This window comes from Pandoraea horticolens, from assembly GCF_902459555.1.
Classification (GTDB): Bacteria; Pseudomonadota; Gammaproteobacteria; order Burkholderiales; family Burkholderiaceae; genus Pandoraea; species Pandoraea horticolens.
In genome coordinates this window covers 26,949-48,457 of sequence record NZ_CABPSM010000022.1, presented here as the reverse complement: position 1 = coordinate 48,457, position 21,509 = coordinate 26,949, and the positions used below count along the sequence as shown (strand labels likewise).

The window sequence follows — 21,509 nt, the reverse complement described above, 5'->3', positions numbered from 1 at the left end:
GAGACATGGCGCCGTGCTTCGTTGTCTTTGCCAATCCATTGCCCCGCGAGCGTTCGGGAATTCTGGGAGTCATCATGTCCACATCCGGTTCAGAACTAAAGAAAGGCATCGACATCGTCGATGTGGTTGCCATCGGCGTCGGTTCGGCCGTCGGCGTATCGATCTTCTCCGTCATGGCCCCGGCCGCCAAAGTTGCCGGTAGCGGAATGCCCGTTGCGCTGCTCATTGCCGCACTGCCCATGATCGTGTTTGCGGTGGTCTACGCCTACATGGGGTCGATCATTCCGCGCTCTGGAGCGTCGTACGACTGGCCTGCCCGCTTCGTCCACCCTTACGTGGGGTTCATGGTCGCCTGGCTGCGCATTCTCGGTAACACCGGCGCCATCGTGGTGCTGGCGCTCGTCATGGTGAAGTATCTGTCCAAGGCTGTGGCGGTGCCCGACAAGCCGGCGATGTTCGCGATCATGACCATCTTCTATTTGGCAAACCTCTTCGGCGTACACATCGCCGCTCGTCTTGAGCGCTATCTCGTGCTGCTCAAGCTGTTGGCTTTCGCCGTCTTCGTCGTCGCCGGGATCGGCAGCGTACAAGCCATCCACTTCCAGCCAGCGCTCGGCTTCGGCTGGGGTGGTGTGATCGCCTCGCTGCCGTTGCTCATCACGCTTTACATGGGAATCGAGAGCGCGACGGAAGTGGGGGAGGAAATCCGCAACGGGCGTTCGGCCATCGGACGCGGCATTGCCTGGGCTGTGGGGCTGAGCGGCATGGTCTACCTTGCCGTCTCCTCGGTCGCCTTGGGTGTGATGGGCGCCCCCGCTCTCGCCGCGAGCGATGCCCCACTCATCGACGCAGGCGCACATTTTCTCGGCGCGTTCAACTTGCCGCTCGTGATTCTTGCCGCGGTCACTGCCATCTCCACGAGCATCAACGCGGTATTCATGACATTCACGCGCTTCCTGTTTGCAATGGGCCGCGACGGCATACTGCCGACGGCTCTCGCTCGCGTGCACCCGCGCTGGCAAACTCCGCATGTCGCCACGACGGTCGTCTATGGGTGCAGCCTGCTGGGACTCTTTCTCGGCACTGATCTGATCTTCCTGTTTCTGGCCGTGAACATTCCGACGATGCTCAAGTACTTCAGCAATTGCTGGTCGGCACTGCGCCTGAGCACGCGTCACCCGGAGCTTCACGCCGAGGCGAAATTCCGCATCGGCAAGCAGGCGATCGGACGACTCGCCGCCTTTGGCATGTTGCTCGCGCTCGGCATCATCGCGGTGGGTGTCGATACGGATTGGCGTCCGTACGCAATCCTGCTTGTCTGGGGCATGGTCGGCACAATCTACTGGCTTCTCGCCCAACGTAAAGGCCGCGTCGCCGTGGGGCGTGGCGCATGAACACGCTCGCAACCGACGCCGATCTGGCCGCCATTCGCCGGGCGTTCCCTTACAGCCAGACCCGCGTCTACCTGAATACGGCCGCTGCGGGATTATCGTGGAAGGGACAAGGCGATGCTGCCGCGGCATTCTACGAACAGGCCAAACAGGCGGGCATCAACGGACGCGATCAGTGGCAACGTGTCGCCAAGGCGGCCGAGCAGAGACTGCGTGCGATGTTGGGCGTGGGGCGGGCCGGCGACTGCTATTTCACCAACAGCACCACGGCATCGCTCAATCTCGTGGCGGATAGCCTGCCATGGAGCCGTGGCGACGAGATCGTCCTGCTTGCCGATGAGTTCCCCTCCGTGATCTCGGCTTGGGATCGCGCGCGCCAACAAGGGGCCGTCGTTCGGCACATCGTCACGGACACCGAATCGCAGCGCACCGCAGCACTATGTGCGGGTATCACGGTGAACACGCGCGTGGTCGCCGTCTCGCACGTGCATTGGAGTACCGGCACAGCGGTCGACCTGCACCGCATTAGCGCGCGATGCCGCGAAGTCGACGCCCTCCTCGTGGTCGACGGCATCCAGGCAATGGGCGCCATCGCGTTCGATGCCCGCTGCGCCGATGTCTACTGCGGCGCCGTATTCAAATGGCTGATCAGTGGCTTCGGGCTGGCCGTGCTGTGGACGTCCGGGCGGGCAAGTGCACGCCTGCGCCCAGCCTGGCGCGGCTATGCAAATCTGGCCCCCTCAGCCTCGCTTGGCTATGCGCACGTCAACTATCCCGCTCTGTATGTGCTCGATGCCACTCTAGCGTGGCTCGAGCGCGTGGGTTGGGCCCCAATCCATACGTATCTTCAGGCTCGCATGTCGCAATTGTGCGGCGGGATGACCGCGCTCGGATTCTCCTGCATCACGCCCGCGTCGCGGGCAGGCATTGCCAGCTTCGCCGTCGATGACGCCGAATCGCTCAAGACGCGACTTGGCGCACTAGGTATTGACGTCGAAGTCCGCGACGGGCGTCTGCGGGTATCACCGTGGTTATACACAAGCCCGACTGACATCGACACCTATCTGGACGCCGTCCAGCGCACTGCCTGCTGATCCACCATGACGCTCATCGAAAAACTTCACTCGCTTTCGTTAGTCCTTCCTGCCCCGCCCGCCCCTGCGGCGTCTTATGTCGCCGTGTCCCGGCACGAGCGGCTGCTGTACGTCTCGGGGCAAGGCCCGATGCAGGGCTTCACACCCATCATCACCGGACGCGTCGGCGCAGACGTGACGGAAGAGCGCGCCGCACAGGCGGCCCGGCTGGCCGCCCTCAACGCGCTAGCCGCACTGCACAACTACTGCGGGCTGGATCGTATCGAGAGCATCGTGAAACTCACGGCTTTTGTTTGCTCCACCGCCGACTTTCATCGTCAACATATCGTCGTCAACGGGGCGTCCGACCTGCTGATCTCGCTGTTCGGCAGCGCCGGACTCCATTCACGCAGCGCCGTCGGCGTCTACACGCTGCCGTTCAACATCCCAGTGGAAATCGAACTGATCGCCGCGATGACGCCTGACTGATTTCGGGCAGTCCAACCCATCGCCTTACGGGGAGCGTCAGAAAACAAGACGAGCATTATTAAATAGGATAACTAAATGAATATCGCATCGAAATCCTTGATGAAATCATCGCTGACTGCGTTCTTTGCCGGTATTTCATGCCTTGCGGTGGCGCCTGTGGTTCGGGCGCAGTCCAACGTCACTTTGTACGGGGTAATCGACGCGAGTGTGCGCTACACGTCGAATGTCAAGGGCGCGAATGGCGTTGGCGACACGTACGCCATGACGTCCGGGGGAATTCAGGGAAGCCGCTGGGGCATCAAGGGGGTCGAAGACCTTGGCGACGGAACCAAGGCCATGTTCACGCTGGAGAGCGGGTTCGTGCCCTCCGATGGGACGTTCGATCAGCAGGGACAGTTGTTCGGCCGCCAGGCTTGGGTCGGGTTAGCCAATCCGACTTGGGGACGCCTGCTGTTCGGGCGCATCTATGGCATTCCGTTTGGCCTGTTGAGCGACTTCGATGCGCTGGGCATCGGCAACTACATCGAGAACGCCTATCTGCCGCGCATCATCGGTGTGCGTTACGACAACACCGTTGACTACTCGATCTCGCGCGGGGCCTTCACCGTCGAACTGCAACATGGATTCGGTAATCAGGCAGGGAGCACCGCCGTGGGCAGCACTAATGCCATCGGATTGACGTTCAATCAGGCGGGACTGGAAATCGGTGTGCTCGCCCACCAGTCGCGCGATGTCGCCAGTCGTAAGCTGACCATCATCGGCGGCGGCGCGAAGTATGACTTCGGTCCCGCAACGGTCTATGCGATGTACCTGAACGCACGACGTGACGCCGGATTTTCGCCCGGCAGCAGCGTCGGGCAGCCGCTCGCGAACACCAGCCTGCTCGCCAACACGAATACCGTATTGGGCTCCGGCACGCAGACCGCCGCCCGGGTGGATGCCTACGTGTCGCTCGGGATGACCTACCGGTTCTCGCCTGCGTGGACCCTATCGGCAGGGGCCATGATGGATAACGTGCGAAATCTGAACGGCGGCGACAGCGGCAAGATCCGGACCACCTACGCGCTAGTCGACTACGCTCTTTCGAAACGAACGGATGTCTACGCCACTGTCGATCGCAATTGGCTGAGTGGGGGCTCAGTGACCGATCCGAATAGCCCCATCTTCACGTTTGGCGGTCGTAGCACGCGCACGGGGGCGGGTCTGGGCATGCGTCATCGATTCTGAGCGCACAAGGCATCAACGCCCATCGGTCTGGCAACGACCCGGCCGGCAGGCGTCAGCCCACTTCAACGCGAATGGCTGCGGCCGCGCGCGCTTGGTGATGGCTTTGCCGCAACCTTGCGTGTTTTGGGAGGGGGCTTGCCCGCGCCACCGCTGCCCTCTGCCTTGCCCGCACCACTTCGCTTGGCGACGTCGCGGCCCTCTGCAGGGTCACTCAACGCGTCGAGATAGTTGTAGACAGTAAAGCGCGTGACGCGCAACGCGGCGGCAACGCGATCGGCGGCCCCCTTGATCATAAACAGGCCACGACGCTGCAGTTCTGCCACCACGCGCACCTTCTGAGCCTTGTCCATCAGGGTCACCGGTTTACCCACGGTCGCCATCGCGCCCGCGATGATGTCTTCTATCAGATCGTCGACTGTAGGATGCTCCGGTGGCTCGGTCGCTTTGGGCGTTTCCTGCCGAGGGGTAAGCCGCCCCAACACCGCCGCGAGCATCTGGAATTCAGTGAGATCGGCATTGGCACACACCGAGGCGAACGGTTGGCCCTTCCGATTGCGCAGCAACACCGTGGTCGAAGCAAGCTCACGGCCGTCGCGCGTGCGCGATTGATATTGCGCGATGGTCGACGTCATGGGTTGCGGCGCAGGCCGCTTTCGAAGCAGCAAATCGAAGCCCTTGTCTTCGACCGGCGCCGCGATAATGGGATCACCGATGCGCCTGCCCGTGACATGGCCATTGACGAGCGCCACTGTCGAGTGATCCGGATGGCGCAGGTCGTGCAAAATCAGTTCGGTATTCGATCCGACCACGCTGCCCAGCCCTTCCAGGACGGAGGCAAGCACATCGATGATTCGCTGTTCTTCGTCCTGCGCATCGACGTTTTTTTCAGTGATGACGAACTCGGTCGTTTGGCTTTTCAAGGCTGGATCACCTGACGTTGTGACATCGCGCGTGGATTCGGAACCGGCGGCGCGAAGGATCTGCCATTCTACGACGATCTTCACGGGTTCCCGCAGCAGTCGACTCCACGGCGAGCGGTTAGCGTCCCCTCGCATCGTTTGCTACCCTATCGGCCGGCACCGATAGCCCGACCCCATAAATCGCAAAATCGGCAAATCGCCCGACGATACATTGGCGTCCAAGGAGCGCAAATGAAACCCGAGACCCGTCTTCGATATGCCCAACGCATGGAGCCCGTGCTGGCATGGCTTGCCAGTCATCCGGACAGTACGCCGGATCTGTACCACCTCGCGGAGTTGGCATGTCTGTCGCCGTATCACTTTCACCGGATCTACCGCGCATTGCTCGGTGAGACGGTGAACGCCACGATGCAGCGCATTCGCATGCATCGTGCGGCCGTGGCATTGGCCGGGTCTGAGGATTCGATGCGTGTTGTGGCGTCGCGGGCCGGCTATGCGTCGGATGCGGCCTTCAACCGGGCCTTCGGCGCGTTCTTCGGCATGCCGCCGGGACGCTACCGCGACGCTCGCTCCGGACCCATCGATCCCAAGGAGCTCACCATGTATCCGATCGCCGTCGAGTCGTTCCCCGCCACAACCCTCGCCGTGCTCAAGCACAGCGGCAGCTATCAGGAAATCGGCTCCGTGTTCGTGCGCGCATTCATGCTCGCATCGGCCCACGGGCTGGCCCACCCCGACGCCACCGGATTCGGGGTCTACCTCGACGATCCCGAACAGGTACCCGTCGAACAATTGCGTTCATTAGCGGGCGTGTCCGTGCCCGCTAACGCCGATGTCGGCAAGGATCTGGAACGCTTCGAGATTCCCGCCGGGCGCTGTGCTGTATTGACGTACACCGGGCCGTATAACGAGATGAATCGGCCTTATCAGTGGCTCTTTTCGGAATGGCTGCCGAACAGTGGCCTGGAGCCCGCCGACTTCCCGATGTTCGAGCAATATCTCAACGATCCCCGCTCGACGCCTCCGGCCCAGTTGCGCACCCGGATCTGTCTGCTGGTGAAGTGAGTGCGAGCAAGGCCTGCGCCTGCCCGCGCAGGTCTTGCGCCCCCGGATGGAACCCGAACGGGATGGCTGTCGCCAGCCCCGGCAGCATCTTTCGAGCGCTTCGCGAATACGCGGGATCGTAATGTCTGGTGATGAGCGCTTCCGAGAGTTCTCGTTGCTGTCCGGCATCGAACATCGCAAGCCATTGATCGATGACAGCGCGTCCGTGAAGCGGCACCAGCCGAAGCAGTTGTGTGCGGAAGTGGCCCGGCAACGCCAACAGATGGCCGTACTCCTGCAGCAACAGATCGACACGCTCTTCGAGAGAAACGCTCACCTCGACACAGACCGTCGAGCCGCGCAGCGAAGTCATCAGCGACTCGGGCAGCGTAATGCGTCCGATCCGGCGGCTCTCCGCTTCGACGAACACCGGCCGCTTGGGATCGAAACCACGCAACGCGCCGATCAACGAGGTATCGAACGATTTCTGCGAGGGCTGCGGCACGTCCGGCATCGCGCCGAGCACGGAACCACGATGCATGGCAAGCGCCTCGAGATCGAGTGCCTGTGCCCCTGCTTCGGCCAGCGCATGCAGCAGCCGAGTCTTGCCGCTGCCCGTGTGCCCCGCCAGCACGATGTAATCGAGCGTCGGCGGCAGCGCGTCGAGCGACGCCACGACATCACGCCGGTAGGTCTTGTAACCGCCTTCGAGCTGGCGTGCACGCCAGCCGATCTTGTTCATGATGACGGTCATCGATTCGGAACGCATGCCGCCTCGCCAACAATAGACGAGCGCTCGCCAATTGCGCGGCCGGTCGGCGAAAGTCGTCTCAAGATGGGTGGCGATGTTGCGCGCGACCATGGCCGCGCCCACGCGCGAGGCATCGAACGGGGACACCTGCTTGTACATCGTGCCGACGATCACCCGTTCCTCGTTGCTGAGCACCGGCGCATTGATGGCGCCGGGGATGTGGTCGTCAGCGAATTCGAGCGGGGTACGAACGTCGATGATTTCGTCGAAGTCACCGGCGCTTTCCAGAGGAACGCGGAGGAAGTTCATCGCGCCCCCGCCGCCAGTTGGCCACAATGCGTGCCGTACGGTGTGCGCGAACTCGCCTGCCCCGGTGGCGCATCGGCCAGACCGGCGCGTATCTTCGCCGCACGGTCGATGATGCGGGTGGCGGCTTCGGCATCGCCCGCGCCGCCCAACGCCAACGCGTAATCGTCGAGTAGCTCGACGTATGCGTACGGCACCTTGCGCGCCGCCTCCATGCGACCGAGCGAACCCAGCGCCCGGCCGAAGTCGAAGTGAATGGCCGCGCGTTGCGATGCCGGCCAGCCCGATTGATCGGCCACCAGTACCGCCTGCCCGAAGGCCCGTCGCGCGCCATCCCAGTCGCCGCGCACTTCAGCCGCGCCTCCCAGCGCCGCATAGTCGGGGCCGGACGGCCTGCGCTCAGGCGCACTGCACCCGGCACTCACCGCGCCGCCGAGCACCCCCACCATGGCCAACCACATCGAAGATCGAATCATCGGAAAAAGAACACTGCCGGAAAGTCACCTGTCGCGGGACACCTCCGTCCCGCGCTCGCCCGACAGAATACCGCGTCGCACCTGAACACCCCAACGTTGGCGTCCGGTGAGGAAATGGCCCCACCCCAGCGCCGCCCCCGCGTGACGCATCAACTGGAACGAAAACGGCTCCAGCACGGCTGCGAAAAACGCCAGCCCGAGGCTCGTGCCCGTGCGGTGCCCGGTCCAGCGCCGATAGGCGTGTACCGACCAGAGATGAAAGCCGAGATCGAGCACGATCTTGCCAAGGATGATGCCCGACACCGGCAGCACCACACCGTAATGCCCCTCGCACACGAACGTCACGAGCAGCGCGAAAGCGGTAAGACCATAGATCGGCTGAAGCGCGTCGAACGCCTTCACCGGCAGCATCCAACGTCCCAGATTGCCGTAACGGCCGTTGCCGACCATATCGCGATACCAATATTGCGTCTGGAGAAACCCCGCAAACCAACGACGGCGTTGACGCAGGAAACTCGTCAGCGTGCCCGGCGCATCGGTGATCGCCTGCGCACCTCCCACCACGCGAACCTCCCATCCTCGCCCATGCGTGACCGAATAACGGCGCAGGCGATGGATCAGTTCGTAATCCTCGACCAGGCACGCCGGGTCGAATCCGCCCACGGCCAGCACTGCCTTGCGGCGGAAACAGCCAAACGCCCCCGAGATCAGCAGCAGGCCGTCTGCGCGCATCCAGGCAAAGCGCGAGACGAAGTTGCGGATGTACTCGTACGTCTGGAAAAACTGCAACACACGCCCGCTCGCCGTGTTGCCGCACACCGGGGTGAGCACACCGGTCGCAGCCACCAACTTCGGGCGACGCGCAAACGCGTCGTGCATCGCGGCACACGCGCCGACGTCGAGCAACGTGTCGGCATCGACCGTCATCACGATGTCCGTCTCCATGCCGACCAGCGCCGCGTTGAGTGCGCGCGCCTTGCCACCGTGCGGCACGCGCAGCCATCGCAGATTCGAGTCGCGGCGGCTCGGCGCGCTGAGGCCCCCCAGGCCGGGGTCCGTGAGACCGTACTCGCCGGTAAGCAGCGCGACCGTGCCATCCTGCGATCCGTCGTCGGCGATGACAATGGCGTCGGGCACCTTGCGACCCGCCATGAGCGCACGCAACGTCACCGGCAGTGCTGCCGCCTCGTTGTGAGCCGCGACCACGACGCCGAGCGTCAACCGAACGTTGGCGGCATCGTGACTCGCCAGGACCGCTGTCTCTTCGGGATCGGGACGCATCAGACGCCACGCCTGCCAGAACACGAACGCGAGCAGCGCCGTGTCATATACGACGTAGGCCACCCCGGTCCCCCAGGCGAACACCCCCTTGAGGAAGAACGCCTGCGCGAACAACAGGCACCACAACACCGCCACACCGGTATGCACGAGCCAACTCGCGAACGGCGTCGGCGGCAGCGTGAAGCGCGGCGAGTGCGCCTCGCGTGCCGCGTCGAGCCGCGACGCTTTCATCGTCATGTCGGCGTTCATGGCAGCATCCGGCCGAGCACCGGGTGGCGATCGATCCACTGATGCTTGAGCGCACCGCCGATATGCAATGCCAGCAGCACGTACAAGCTGTAGGCACAGTAGGTGTGAACGTTGCCCAGCAGTTCGTGCCAGGAGTCCTTGCTCGCATCGTTCATCGCCATCAGAAAATCCATGCGTGGAAACGGCACGCTGCCGAACAGCATCAATGGGTGCGTCGATGCCGCCACCCACGCCGAGTCATGCGCCCAGCCCGAGAGCGGCAGCGCGAAGATGGCGACATACAGCAACCAATGCACCAGATGCGCGGCCGCACGCTCCCACGAAGCAAAGACTTGCGAGAGTGCCGGCGGACGGTGCGTCGCACGCCACAGAATGCGCAGGATCGCGAAGCCCAGCACGGTGATGCCGATGGACTTGTGGAGATCGATCCAGAAGCGCACGTCGATCTTCTCGAGCGTGGCATCGGACAGCAACGCGATTGTCTGACCGATGGCGACGTTGCCGAGCATCAGCAATGCGACAGCCCAATGCAGCAGCATCGCCACACGGGTGTACCTGGCGTCTTCATACAACGTCATGCCGGGCTTGCGTGCAGACACGGAAGAAACTGGGGGAGGTGAAGAACTCACGTCGGACATCCTGAAAATACAGTGGAGATGATTGCATAACGCGAGTTGAATCGTGCTTATTCCCGTGCTGCCGCAAAAAATGGTTGTTACGGCCGGTTACAGCGAATGCGCAGCCCTCTATCCCGGTTCGACATACGAAAAACGTCTGGCAGTCGACTTACGCCTCACATGCCCCTGGCCTGCCTTGCGAGCCCCGCGCAAAACCGCGATGATCGTGAATTCCGCGCGCAGCGTGCAAGGAACTGCGCCCCCATCAAGGAGACATGCCATGCCACACAGCACCGCAGAAAAACGCGCCGCCTTTCGCAAACTCCACCTCGCCGGTTGCTTTGTGATCCCGAATCCGTGGGACGCCGGCAGCGCCCGGTATCTCGAACACGCCGGCTTCAAGGCCATCGCCTCGACCAGTTCGGGGTTTGCCTGGTCGACGGGGCATCCCGACAACGGCGTGACGCGCGACACGGTACTCGCACATTTGCGAACCCTGGTCGACGCCACCGATCTGCCGGTCAACGCCGACTTCGAAAGCGGCTTCGGCAAAACGCCCGATGACGTGGCGCAGAGCGTCAAGATGGCTGTGGCAACCGGCGTTGCCGGGTTGTCGATCGAAGACTCGACCGGCAGCGTCAACGCGCCGCTCTTCCCGCTCGACGAAGCCGTCGCGCGCATGAAGGCCGCCCGCCGCGCCATCGACGAGACCGGTGGCGACACGCTCCTCATTGGCCGTGCGGAGAATTTCTTCGCCGGCGTGCCCGATCTGGACGACACCATCGCGCGCCTGCGAGCCTATGCCGAAGCGGGTGCCGATTGCCTGTATGCGCCGGGTATTCAGTCGGTCGAGCAAATCCGGGCCGTTGTCGCGGCCGTCGCGCCCAAACCCGTAAATGTGCTGATCGGGGCGACGTCGCCGCTGACGTTGCAAGATCTGGCCGACCTTGGGGTGCGACGCGTGAGCGTCGGCGGCGCCCTTGCCCGCGCCGCATGGGGCGGCTTCATTCGAGCGGCGACGGCACTTGCCGAAGGCCGCTTCGACGGCTTCGAAGACGCAGCCAGCGGTGCGACGCTCAACGGACTGTTCCGGCCGGGCGAGCCATCCCCAGGGATTGTCCATACGCCGGGCATGACGGCAACCGGCGCGGCAGGTACATGACCAGTGACTTTTCGTCGATAGACGTGGCGCGCCTGTCCCCGGACAATTCGCTGTCAGCCGATGCGCCGCGCCACGACATCTTCCGGACGCGGCATGCACGGCATCCCCACCCGATGGAGCGCCCCAATGAACACGCCGCACGAGGCTTTTACCATTCCCACGCCACTTGGCGCACCGCTGCCCAAGCCGCGTGCGTTCGATAACGTCGAGGACGAACGCGCCGACCGGAAGCTGCGTCTCGCGGTGGCGTTCCGGATCTTCGCGCGCTTCGGTCTCGCCGAGGGCATCGCCGGCCACATCACCGTGCGCGACCCCGAGTTTCAAGACCGCTTCTGGGTCAATCGCTACGCGCAGCACTTCTCATCCATTCATCCGGACGATCTGATTCTCGTCGACGAGGCGGGTGGCCTGCATCAGGGTGAAGGTCCGGTCAATGCCGCAGCCATGGCGATTCACGCCGGCATTCACGCCACCCTGCCCCATGTGACGGCGGCCGCGCACACGCACACGACCCACGGACGCGCCTTCTCCGCACGCACACGCCCGCTGGCCCCGATCAATCAGGAAGCCTGCCTCTTCTACGACGATCACGTGCTGTTTCGCGGCGACGTGCTGGTGCTCGGTGCCGACGAGGGCCGTCGCATCGCTCAGACGATGGGACACAAGCGCGCCGCCGTGCTGCTCAATCACGGGTTGCTGACGGTGGGTTCGTCGGTCGACGCGGCGGCCTATCGCTTTCTCGCGATGGAGCGATGCGCGCAAGTGCAGTTGCTCGCCGAGGCCGCCGGCCCACTCGAAGTGCTCTCCGATAGCGAAGCCCGCGAGGTGTATCGTCTGCTCGGCTCCGACTACGTGGCATGGCTGGGTTATCAGGGCCTCTACGAACAGGTGCTGCGCGAAAACCCCGATCTGTCGGCACTGTCTGCCCGATAAGTCTCGACCGCCTGATGCAGCCAGGCGTCGAACTGACGCAACGGCGCCCAGTCGCGGCGCTGCGCCGGATAGGAGAAGTAGATGGTCTGCGGATTGGCGAGCGTATGCGGATGCGCCTGCACCAGCGTGCCGCTGGCCAGTTCGCGCTCGATCAGCACGCGCGGCAGCAAGGCAATGCCAAGCCCCGCCGCCGCCGCGTTGATCGCCATGATGAACATGTCGTAACGCTGCGCGCTGCGCAGGGGTTTGACGTCCTGCCCGACGGCAGACGCGTCGTGCACGCCCAGCGACGCGAGCCAGTCGTCCCACACGCGCGGCAGGTCGCGCGGGCAGATCCACGACAATGCGCCGATCTGTTCCAGCGAGAGCGACGCCCGCCCCTCCAGCAGACGGGGTGCCGCGACAAGCACGAGCGAATCGTCGGTAATGAGCGCGGTACCCGGCATGCCGGGCCATAGCCGCGTGCTGAAGTAGATCGCGGCGTCGAACGCGGAGTCTTCAAAAAACACCGGTTGATCGCGCCCGAGAATGTGAAGGCGAACGTCGCGTGTGTTCGCGTAGAAATCGTCCAGTCGTGGAATCAGCCATTGCGCGGCGAATGTCACGCCGACGGCAATTTCCAACGCCGTCTCCCGCCCTTGCTGGACGACGTCGAGCGTGTCGCGTCGAATCTGGTCGAGATGCACGCGAATGCGCTTGGCGTACTCCGCACCGGCCGGTGTCAGGACCAGCCGTTGCTTCACGCGCTCGAACAACGCCACGCCGAGATGCTTCTCGAGTTCGCCGACGCGTTTGCAGACGGCGCCATGCGTGAGCGCAAGCTCCTGTGCGGCCTGCGCGAAATTCTGATGACGGGCGCTGGCCTCGAAGGCCTGCAACGCCGAGAGGCTGGGAACGCCCAGACGCATGGTGTCTCCTGCGGGAATACGATCTTGCCCGACAGTCTATGCGATGCGTTGCGGGGAAACAAAACGGCCCGCCGTGCCGAAGCATCGACGGGCCGTGCGGAACAAGCGCGCTTGGCTTACTCGACGTGCGCCACGCCACCGGCGAGAACCGCACCGCCAGCCACTTCCTTCGGCAGTGCCCACGACATCCAGTGCGTGCGCAGGGCAACAACCAGCACGAACGCAAGCGCCGCCAATGCACCGAACGTGGCAAAGCCCATCTGATAGCTGCCCGTCGACTCCTTCGCGATGCCCATGATCACCGGCAGATAGAAGCCGCCGATGCCGCCGGCAGCACCGATGATGCCCGACATGAGGCCCGTCTTGCCTTGCCAGCGTTGCGGCACGAGCTGGAACGTCGCGCCGTTGCCAAGACCGAAGCACACGTAGACCAGCACGAGTAGTGTGATACCGGCACCTTGCGGAGGCATCCACGCGGCGAAGATCAGGTCGATGGCCGAAATCGCCGCGAGCAGCAGCACGAGTGCGCGCACACCGGAAATCTTGTCGGCGACCAAACCGCCGATGGGACGTACCAGCGCGCCGAGAAACGCGAGCAGCGACATGAACAGACCCGCTTCGATACGCGGCATGCCGTACAACGAGATAAGCAACGTGGTGACATACGACGACATGCCGACGAAACCACCGAACGTGATGCTGTAGACCAGCATGATGACCCACGTGTCGCGCTCGGCCAGCACGCCGCGATAATGACGCGGCAGCACGGCAATCGCGAGCAGCGCGCCCAGCACCGGCAGCAACAGCACACCGGCCTTACCTTCACCGAAAGCGCCCGCATGCACGCACAGCACGAGTGCAACGAGACCGAACACGCTGATGATGAAGCTCGTGAACGCGCGCGGTGCACTGCCCGATTTCACACCCTGATCCTTCGCCCAGAACACCAGCGCCAACGCAGCGAGGCCGAGCAACGGCAGTGCGGCGCCCGCCGCGTGCGCCCACCCGTAGTGCTCGGCCAGTCCGGGGAACATGAAGCCATCGAGCACCGCGCCGATGTTGCCCGCCGCAGCGAGACCGAGCACCAGCCCCTGCACCTTCGGCGGATAGTTGCTGCCTGCCATCGGCAACGCTACGGCGAAGCTCGCCCCGCCAATGCCGAGGAGCACACCGAGCACCAGCAGCAGTGTGTACGACGGCGTGCCCGGCATGAGCAGCAAAACCACAGACGGAATGGCCGAGAGCGCGAGTCCCATCAACGCGATCTTGCGGCCATCGAAGGCCTGATAAAGATTGCCCAGCGTGACGCGCAGAATGGCGGCCCCCAACACCGGCACGGCCACGAGAAAACCGGTTTGCGCGGGCGTCATCGCGATGTCTTTACCGATGAACGGGGCCAGAGGCCCGAGCATCACCCAGACGGTGAAACCCGTGTCGAAGTAGAGAAAACACGCAACCAGCGCGCGCCAGTTGCCACTTTTCAACGATTGCGTGAGCGTGCTCATGGATACCCTCGTGTTCGTATGCCAAAAAAAAAGCGTCCCGAAGCCGTACGCCTGTGAACAGGCCTATGGCTTCGGGACGCCGTTGCCCCGAAGTCCCCGCTTACGCGGGGGCATGCATGCGGTGCAGAAAATTCGCTTGTCTTCACTCGGCCGCCTTTGGCCTTACCCAAGGGCTAGCAAGTGGCGTGCCATGTGCCTGCGCCGGCAGGCGTGCATTCCTCGTCAAGCCCCGCAACGCAAGGCCTGACACCCGCTCGATCCATCATGGGCGGCGTGCCATGGACAGTGCGCCGCAGCGCGCCTGTCACGCTACCGGTGACACGGTAACGGGCACAAAATGCCGCATCGCGATGCGGCGGCGCACCATATCTGTGCCCTGCCCGCTCTGACCTGCCTCTGACCTGCTACAGTTCACCCGCTATCGGTCGTTATTCCCACTCAGGCTAGCCGCGTTTCCAGCGGTGAGCGACAACAACACTCCTGGACTTCTCGCGTGTACCGCACCTTTCTCTGTCTGGTGGTCGCGGCGCTCGGCTTCTCGCCACTTGCGCATCTCAACGCCGCACAAGCCACCGCCTCGCCGCCTCAGGGCCTGTTGAACCTCGACGAGACGTCCAAGCAGGTCGACGCGGCCTCTCTCACCAAATATCGTCAGATCGCCTCGGACTACACCGCTGCCGTGCACGCCCGGCCCGACGACGCCGTGCTCGCCATGGCGCGCTGCCGGTTCATGCAGAATTTCTCCTGGTCGGATGAGTTGCGATGGGCCGGGCAAGCCCAGAAAGACCTGGAAGCGTGTCAGCAGGATCTGAAAACCAGGTTTTCGGAGGTACCGGAGGTCGCGCTATATCTGCTACAGGGTGTCTATGGCAAGGCAGCGATTGCGCAGGGCACTGCCCTCCTGCCCAAGGCCGGGCGTTGGCCGGAGAAGGATCGCGCAAGTCTGCATGCCGCCCTCTCCACCGCGTATCAGGCGACCCAGGACACGCGCAATGCCGGTTTGCAGGCAGTGGAAGCCGCCAGACTGGCGCCGGATACTCCGGTGCTGCTGAGTGCCGTTCGCTATCTCGCGACGACGGGCCGGAAGGACGAGGCAAAGCGTTTGCTGATGGATGCCCCTGTGCCCAAGACACCATGGGTCGCGAATTCATGGATCAATACCGCGCACGACGTGCTGCCGGGCACCACGGCGCGCGAGGTGTTGCAACGCATGCAGAAGGCGGGGCTGAAGGTCGATCCGCACGCAAGTGCACGTGCCCTGCTTCAGGCAGGCGACGCTGCCGGCGCGCAGCGTGCGCTGGCAACGTCGCCTCAAGGCGCCAATGAGACACCCCAGAATCGCGCGCTTCGTCTGCAGGTCGGTCTCGCCGCCGGCGATGTCAAGGCGACGGAGGCTGCCCTCCAGGCATCGCTCGAACACGAGAAGGGCAACCTCTGGCCGCTCTCCCAATCGTACGGGGTACTGCTGACGATCGAACCCGCCGCAGCGTTTCGACTGGTATTCCTCTCACTGTTGGCCACGCTCGTAGGCAGCGTGCTCCTCGTCGCCCTGTCGCCGGGCCTGCTGATGTTCCCCGTGCACTATGTCGGCACCGTACGCGCGCGCAAGGGACGCCCGACCGTTCCTCTGTTCGATGGCATCGGCCTGCGCCACGCCTGGTATGGTCTGGCGGTGCTCTGCGTGATCACGGGGGTCGTGCCCGTCCTCATGGCGGGACAATTAACGCTGCGGGTCGGCAACAATATGCCGCTGCTCGAACCCAGACTCGCCGTCGCGCACGCCGTAACGCTCGGCGTCATCGCGCTTGCCCTGTGCATGACGCTATGGCGCTTCGGCTGGCGCCAGTGGCTCGGCACCGGCAAGTGGAAGGTGAGATGGTTCATCTGGCCTGTCGTCCTCGTCGCGCTCGCTGCACTCGGTGGCTGGGTGGCCACGCGTCACGGGGCGGCTGGCGGGCAGGTGCCTCAGTGGGCCGAGGTGATCGCACGCGGTGCGGCGCAACTGGGCGGTACGTGGCTCGCCCTGTTGCTGCTTGCCGTCGCGGTGCCGATTGTCGAGGAATTCGTCTTCCGCGGCTGTCTGCTGGGCGGCCTGACGCGCCACATGAGCTTCTTCGCCTCGAACCTGTGGCAAGCGGCGATCTTCGCGGCCGTTCACGTCGACGCCCGGCGTTTCCTCTTCTATCTGCTGATCGGGCTCACGGCCGGTTGGCTGGCGAAGAAAACGCGCGGCCTCACCGCCCCCATCGTGCTGCACGCGGCAATCAATACGATTTTCGTCGTACTGGTGCTGTCCCGTTGATCGGGCAAGTGACGGCGTTGGTGGATAATCGAACCGCCCGCTGTCACCGTTCGGACATCCTTCATGAATGCCAAGCTCTTCCCGCATCTGATTCGCTTTCACCCTCGATTGCTCATTGCCATCGTCATTGGCCTCATTGCCGGTCTGCTCGTTCAGATGGTCGTGAAAGGCGAGCCCAGTGCCGTCACGCGCACACTGATCGGCTGGAACGCAGGCGCCTGGTCTTATCTGGCGATGATCTGGTTCATGATGGTCACCGCGCCCAAACGCAGCATCGAGCGCTTCGCCGAACAAGAAGACCAGAGCGCCGCCGTCGTGCTCAGCGTAGTCAGCCTGTCGGCCATTGCGAGTGTGGCCGCCATCATCCACATTCTTGCCGGGGCCAAATCCGGCATCCCGCACCAGACATCCGAACATGTCCTGTTCGCCGCAACCACACTCATCGCCGGCTGGTTTCTCGTGCCGACGATCTACACGCTGCACTACGCACGCCTGTACTTCACGGACACGGAATCGCCCTATGCACTGGCGTGGCCGGACCGCGACTGCGATCCGGATTACTGGGACTTCCTTTACTTCTCGTTCACCATCGCCGTGGCGTCGCAAACCGCCGACGTTGCACTGAAATCGCGCCGCATGCGACGCGCCGCGCTCGCGCAGGCGGTCCTCTCGTTCTTCTTCAATCTGGCCGTACTCGGGCTGTCGATCAACATCGGCGCCGGACTGCTCAGCTAACACGCGGGCGTCGCGGCACGTCGCTCCCGTGTGACATGACGTCGCATGGGACGCCGACATAAATCCCTTGAAAAACATACAAGTAGCGTCGCTCGGCATCCTCCCATATGCCGCGTCAATGCGCCACATGTGACGACTTGTCACGCATGCTGCAACGCAGCAACCTCTAATATGCATGTAAATAAATGGCGCATTCTGACTATTGACGCCATACAAGACAGGGTTAATTTGCATACATAGAGCGCAACATGACTGCCGTTCCGGAAGCCCTCGACCTCGCCCGCCTGCAATTCGCGTTCACGGTCTCGTTTCACATCATTTTCCCCGCTGTCACCATCGGTCTGGCGAGTTTCATCGCCGTTCTCGAAGGTCTCTGGCTCAAAACACGTCAGCAGCACTATCTCGATCTCTGCCGCTTCTGGTCGAAGGCCTTTGCCGTCTGTTTCGGCATGGGCGTGGTCTCAGGCGTGGTGATGGCCTACCAGTTCGGCACCAACTGGTCGGGCTTTTCAAGCTTCGCCGGTGCGGTCACAGGTCCGCTGCTCGCCTACGAGGTGATGACGGCGTTCTTCCTCGAAGCCGGTTTCCTCGGCATCATGCTGTTCGGCTGGAATCGCGTGAGCCCGCGTGCGCACTTCGCCGCGACCTTGTGTGTGGCCATCGGCACGCTGATTTCGACGTTCTGGATTCTCGCGTCGAACAGTTGGATGCAAACGCCGCAGGGCTACGAAATCGTCGACGGCCGCGTAGTCGTGCTGTCATGGTGGGACGTGATATTCAACCCATCCTTCCCGTATCGCCTGGCCCACATGAGCATCGCCGCGTTCGTGGTGGCCGCGCTGGTCGTGGCGGGCACCGGCGCGTGGCATCTCCTGCGCGGCCGCCGCGATCCGGCCGTCAAAACGATGTTCTCGATGGCCATGTGGCTGCTGCTGATCTTCGCGCCGTTGCAAGCCGTCGTGGGCGATCTTCATGGACTGAACACGCGGGAGCATCAGCCTGCCAAGCTTGCCGCCATCGAGGGACTTTGGGAGACGAAGACCGGCGGCACGCCGCTCAACCTGTTCGGCTGGCCCGACATGGAGGCCGAGACCACACGCTACGCGCTCGAAATACCGCATCTGGGCAGCCTCATTCTCACGCATAGCTGGGACGGCGAGATTCGCGGCCTGAAGGAGTTTCCGAAAGACGAACGCCCCAACGTGCCGTTGGTGTTCTGGAGCTTTCGCATCATGGTCGGCCTTGGCCTCGCGATGATCGCTGCAGCACTCGCCGCCGTGTGGCTGCGCCGTCGCGGCACGCTCTTCACATCGCGCGGCTTCGCCCGCACCATGCTCGTGCTCTCGCCGACAGGCTTCGTAGCCCTGCTCGCCGGCTGGGTCACCACCGAGGCCGGACGCCAGCCGTGGGTCGTCTACGGGGTGATGCGCACCGCGCATGCCCTATCGCCGGTCAGCGCCCAGCAGGTGCAGGTCTCGCTGCTGATTCTCGTGCTGGCCTACTTCCTGGTGTTCGGCACCGGCGTGTATTACCTGCTGAAGATTCTGCGCAACGGCCCGGTACTGCCCGGCGATCCGTCGACGGCCTCCGGCAACGGCCATGCGCCGCACGACGGGCACCTCGTGCCGCAAACCGCGCCAGCCCTGTCGGGCCTGTCCGGGCGGATGGATATCGACCGCGCGCACTCGACCTGATCTTCGCCCGACACGACATCGACCTTAGCGAGAATTTCATGGATCTGATCTTAGCCTGGGCCGCCATCATCGCCCTCGGCCTGTTTCTGTACGTGGTGCTCGACGGCTTCGACCTCGGCATCGGCATTCTCTTTCCGTTCTTCCCCGACGCGCGCGAACGCGACACGATGATGAACTCCGTCGCCCCGGTCTGGGACGGCAACGAGACCTGGCTCGTGCTCGGCGGCGCCGGCTTGCTCGCCGCGTTTCCGATGGCGTATTCGGTGCTGCTCTCGGCGCTGTACCTGCCGCTCGTGTTCATGCTGGTGTGCCTGGTCTTTCGCGGCGTGGCGTTCGAGATTCGCGGCAAATCGCGCCGCACCCGGCAGTGGTGGGATCTGGCTTTCATCGGTGGCTCGGCGGGGGCGACATTCTTTCAGGGCGTTTCAATCGGTGCGTATCTGTCCGGCATTCCGGTGGAGAACGGCCAGTTCGCGGGAGACGCCTTCGCCTGGCTCACGGCCTTCAATCTGTTCACCGGCCTGGGCCTGCTCGCGACGTACGCGCTGCTCGGCGCGTGCTGGCTGATCGGCAAGACGGAGGGCGATTTGCAGCGCCGCCTGCGGGTGCTCGCCTGGCCGCTGACACTGGCGCTCGTGGCGACCATGGCTGTCGTCTCGCTGTGGACACCGCTGCAATTGCCGCTCGTGGCCGAGCGTTGGTTCGACGAGCAGTGGTTCTGGCGATGCCTGCCGGTGCCGTTCCTCGTCGGGGGCGTCACGCTCGCCATGCGCCGGGTGCTGCGCCGTGCGCACGACGCGACACCGTTCTGGCTCGCCATCGGCCTCGTGTTTCTCGGCTACAGCGGCCTGCTCATCAGCGTCTATCCCTATGCGATTCTGCCCGGCATCACGCTCTGGGACGCCGCCGCGCCACATTCGAGTCTGTCGTTCACGCTATGGGGCGCGGCCTTCATCATTCCGGTGATCATCGCCTACACGATGCTCGCCTACTGGGTATTTCGCGGCAAAGTGACTCACGATGCGTACCATCACTGATCTCGTGCGCCCCGCAGCGCGCAGGCAGCGCGAACGGGCTGTCGTACGCAGCCCGTGGCAGCAGACCCTGATTCGCTGGGGGTGGTTTATCGGGCTATGGTGTGCCGGTGTGGCGGGCACGGCACTGCTTGCACTACCATTCAAACTCATCATTGCATCTGCCAAATAGGAGGCATGCTTATGAAACGGCTTTCATCCACGGGCGCGACGTGCGTGGCAGGCGTGGCGGCTATCGCGATGGCGCTCGCCGCAGGTACAGCGCGGGCCGAAGGCATGGGCGTCTCGTCGAGCGCGTTCGCGGACGGCGGCCTGCTGCCCGCGATTCACGCCGGACTGGGCGAGTGCGGCGGGAAGAATGTCAGCCCGCCCGTCGAGTGGAAAAATCTGCCCCAAGCCACGCGCAGCGTGGTCGTCACGATGAAGGACCCCGACGGTGCGAAGGGCGGCGGTGTCGTGCATTGGGTCGCCTACAACATTCCGGCCACAGTCTCGTCGCTCGCCGCCGGTGCGGGTAACGAAACTGGCCGGCAAGTCACCGTCGGCAAGAACGTCAGCGGGGCGATGGCCTATCGGGGCGCTTGCCCGCCAGTCGGCGATACACCACATCACTACATCATCACGGTGACGGCAACCGATATCGATCCGGGTCAGTTGCCGGCTGGGCTCGACGCCAACGGGCTTTCGGCCGCGCTCGCCGGTCATACGCTGAACGGCTCGACCATCGTGGCGCGCTACGGCCGGTAAGCCGGTCAAACGCCAAGACGCTCGACAAAGAAAAAAGCGCCGGCAGGGAGTGCCCCGCCGGCGCTTTTTCTTATCCGCTTACCGTCGGTCGCGCGATCAATTGTCGCGAGCGAGCGCGAGGAACTCGGTGCGCAACGCCAGATTGGGCTGTAACTCGCCGAGCATCGCAGACGTCACCGTCTCCTCGCCCGCCGTGCGAATGCCACGGCTTTCCATGCACATGTGACGGCATGACACCACCACACCGACGGCCTTCGGTTGCAGATGCGTCATCAGCGCTTCGGCGATCTGCGTCGTCAGACGCTCCTGCACTTGCAGGCGACGGGCGAAGCAGTCGACCAGACGTGTGAGCTTCGACAATCCGACGATCTTGCCATTGGGTAGATAGCCGATCGTCGCCTTGCCGAAGAACGGAGCGAGATGGTGCTCGCAATGGCTATAGACAGGGATGCCGCGCACGACGATCAATTCGTTGTACAGCTCCGCCCCATCTTCGAAAACCTTGAGCACTTCGGCCGGATCCTGAGCATAGCCGGCCGTCCATTGACGCCAGGCTTTTTGCACACGTGACGGCGTTTCGTGCAGGCCGGGGCGGTTCGGGTCTTCGCCGATGTGTTTCAGGAATCGCTTCCAGTCGTTTTCGTCGAACGTGTCGTGAGGCATAT

At 63.6% G+C, this 21,509-nt stretch carries 21 protein-coding genes; 13 read left to right on the top strand and 8 right to left on the bottom strand.

The genetic code is table 11. The features are described 5' to 3' along the window. Positions 1-74 precede the first annotated feature (74 nt). From PHO31112_RS24230 to PHO31112_RS24215, 4 genes are all read left to right on the top strand, one after another. A complete protein-coding gene (locus PHO31112_RS24230) occupies positions 75-1,394 on the top strand; it encodes an APC family permease (RefSeq protein WP_150623883.1) in 1,320 nt (439 codons plus the stop codon). Then, complete coding sequence (locus tag PHO31112_RS24225; protein WP_150623881.1) at positions 1,391-2,485, top strand: aminotransferase class V-fold PLP-dependent enzyme; 1,095 nt, start codon at positions 1,391-1,393, stop codon at positions 2,483-2,485. The genes PHO31112_RS24230 and PHO31112_RS24225 overlap by 4 nt, the downstream gene beginning before the upstream one ends. A 6-nt stretch (positions 2,486-2,491) precedes the next feature. After that, positions 2,492-2,953 carry a RidA family protein gene (locus tag PHO31112_RS24220; RefSeq protein ID WP_150623879.1) on the top strand — a complete coding sequence of 154 codons (462 nt, stop codon included), beginning with the start codon at positions 2,492-2,494 and terminating at the stop codon, positions 2,951-2,953. Between the two features lie 99 nt (positions 2,954-3,052). Then, complete coding sequence (locus tag PHO31112_RS24215) at positions 3,053-4,180, top strand: porin (RefSeq protein WP_174995865.1); 1,128 nt, start codon at positions 3,053-3,055, stop codon at positions 4,178-4,180. A 62-nt stretch (positions 4,181-4,242) separates the two neighbouring features. On the opposite strand, the gene PHO31112_RS24210 is transcribed toward PHO31112_RS24215, so the two are convergent. Then, positions 4,243-5,184: a helix-turn-helix transcriptional regulator gene (locus PHO31112_RS24210; RefSeq protein ID WP_174995864.1), complete on the bottom strand. Its 942-nt coding sequence runs from the start codon at positions 5,182-5,184 to the stop codon at positions 4,243-4,245. A 147-nt stretch (positions 5,185-5,331) separates the two neighbouring features. On the opposite strand from PHO31112_RS24210, the gene PHO31112_RS24205 reads away from it, so the two are divergent. Further along, positions 5,332-6,165, top strand: coding sequence for an AraC family transcriptional regulator (locus PHO31112_RS24205; protein ID WP_150623873.1), 834 nt, complete (start codon positions 5,332-5,334; stop codon positions 6,163-6,165). Here PHO31112_RS24205 and mnmH read toward each other — a convergent pair. Genes mnmH through PHO31112_RS24185 form a run of 4 tightly spaced genes read right to left on the bottom strand, consistent with a single transcriptional unit; the run spans position 6,101 to position 9,785 of the window. Continuing rightward, on the bottom strand, positions 6,101-7,204 hold the full coding sequence (mnmH, locus tag PHO31112_RS24200; RefSeq protein WP_150623870.1) for a tRNA 2-selenouridine(34) synthase MnmH: 1,104 nt from the start codon (positions 7,202-7,204) through the stop codon (positions 6,101-6,103). The genes PHO31112_RS24205 and mnmH overlap by 65 nt on opposite strands. Further along, positions 7,201-7,677: a hypothetical protein gene (locus tag PHO31112_RS24195; protein ID WP_150623868.1), complete on the bottom strand. Its 477-nt coding sequence runs from the start codon at positions 7,675-7,677 to the stop codon at positions 7,201-7,203. The genes mnmH and PHO31112_RS24195 overlap by 4 nt, the downstream gene beginning before the upstream one ends. Before the next feature lie 24 nt (positions 7,678-7,701). Next, positions 7,702-9,207 (bottom strand): glycosyltransferase family 2 protein, encoded by a 1,506-nt coding sequence (locus PHO31112_RS24190; protein WP_150623866.1) that lies wholly within the window; start codon positions 9,205-9,207, stop codon positions 7,702-7,704. After that, the gene (locus tag PHO31112_RS24185; protein WP_150623916.1) at positions 9,204-9,785 is read right to left on the bottom strand and encodes a cytochrome b; all 582 of its coding nucleotides are present in this window, start codon (positions 9,783-9,785) and stop codon (positions 9,204-9,206) included. The genes PHO31112_RS24190 and PHO31112_RS24185 overlap by 4 nt, the downstream gene beginning before the upstream one ends. A 319-nt stretch (positions 9,786-10,104) precedes the next feature. On the opposite strand from PHO31112_RS24185, the gene PHO31112_RS24180 reads away from it, so the two are divergent. Both PHO31112_RS24180 and PHO31112_RS24175 read left to right on the top strand, forming a co-directional pair. Continuing rightward, positions 10,105-10,986, top strand: a complete 882-nt coding sequence (locus tag PHO31112_RS24180; RefSeq protein ID WP_246178531.1) for an isocitrate lyase/PEP mutase family protein — start codon at positions 10,105-10,107, stop codon at positions 10,984-10,986. A gap of 126 nt (positions 10,987-11,112) precedes the next feature. Next, positions 11,113-11,919, top strand: a complete 807-nt coding sequence (locus tag PHO31112_RS24175) for a class II aldolase/adducin family protein (protein WP_150623864.1) — start codon at positions 11,113-11,115, stop codon at positions 11,917-11,919. Here PHO31112_RS24175 and PHO31112_RS24170 read toward each other — a convergent pair. Beyond that, entirely contained in the window at positions 11,865-12,827 is a 963-nt protein-coding gene (locus PHO31112_RS24170; RefSeq protein WP_150623862.1) for a LysR substrate-binding domain-containing protein, read from the bottom strand. The genes PHO31112_RS24175 and PHO31112_RS24170 overlap by 55 nt on opposite strands. A gap of 116 nt (positions 12,828-12,943) precedes the next feature. Beyond that, complete coding sequence (locus tag PHO31112_RS24165; RefSeq protein WP_150623860.1) at positions 12,944-14,332, bottom strand: MFS transporter; 1,389 nt, start codon at positions 14,330-14,332, stop codon at positions 12,944-12,946. Positions 14,333-14,825: 493 nt separating this feature from the next. On the opposite strand from PHO31112_RS24165, the gene PHO31112_RS24160 reads away from it, so the two are divergent. The 6 genes from PHO31112_RS24160 to PHO31112_RS24135 all read left to right on the top strand — a co-directional run bounded on the left by PHO31112_RS24160 (position 14,826) and on the right by PHO31112_RS24135 (position 20,844). Then, entirely contained in the window at positions 14,826-16,634 is a 1,809-nt protein-coding gene (locus tag PHO31112_RS24160) for a type II CAAX endopeptidase family protein (RefSeq protein WP_150623858.1), read from the top strand. 63 nt (positions 16,635-16,697) lie between these two features. Further along, entirely contained in the window at positions 16,698-17,369 is a 672-nt protein-coding gene (locus PHO31112_RS24155) for a DUF1345 domain-containing protein (protein ID WP_150623856.1), read from the top strand. Between the two features lie 248 nt (positions 17,370-17,617). Then, the gene (locus PHO31112_RS24150; RefSeq protein WP_150623854.1) at positions 17,618-19,063 is read left to right on the top strand and encodes a cytochrome ubiquinol oxidase subunit I; all 1,446 of its coding nucleotides are present in this window, start codon (positions 17,618-17,620) and stop codon (positions 19,061-19,063) included. A gap of 38 nt (positions 19,064-19,101) precedes the next feature. Continuing rightward, positions 19,102-20,100, top strand: coding sequence for a cytochrome d ubiquinol oxidase subunit II (gene cydB, locus PHO31112_RS24145; RefSeq protein ID WP_150623852.1), 999 nt, complete (start codon positions 19,102-19,104; stop codon positions 20,098-20,100). After that, entirely contained in the window at positions 20,084-20,269 is a 186-nt protein-coding gene (locus PHO31112_RS24140; protein WP_150584035.1) for a hypothetical protein, read from the top strand. The genes cydB and PHO31112_RS24140 overlap by 17 nt, the downstream gene beginning before the upstream one ends. 11 nt (positions 20,270-20,280) lie before the next feature. Then, positions 20,281-20,844, top strand: coding sequence for a YbhB/YbcL family Raf kinase inhibitor-like protein (locus PHO31112_RS24135; RefSeq protein WP_150623850.1), 564 nt, complete (start codon positions 20,281-20,283; stop codon positions 20,842-20,844). A 96-nt stretch (positions 20,845-20,940) separates the two neighbouring features. Here PHO31112_RS24135 and folE read toward each other — a convergent pair whose 3' ends face one another. After that, entirely contained in the window at positions 20,941-21,507 is a 567-nt protein-coding gene (folE, locus tag PHO31112_RS24130) for a GTP cyclohydrolase I FolE (RefSeq protein WP_150623848.1), read from the bottom strand. Between the last annotated feature and the right edge of the window lie 2 nt (positions 21,508-21,509).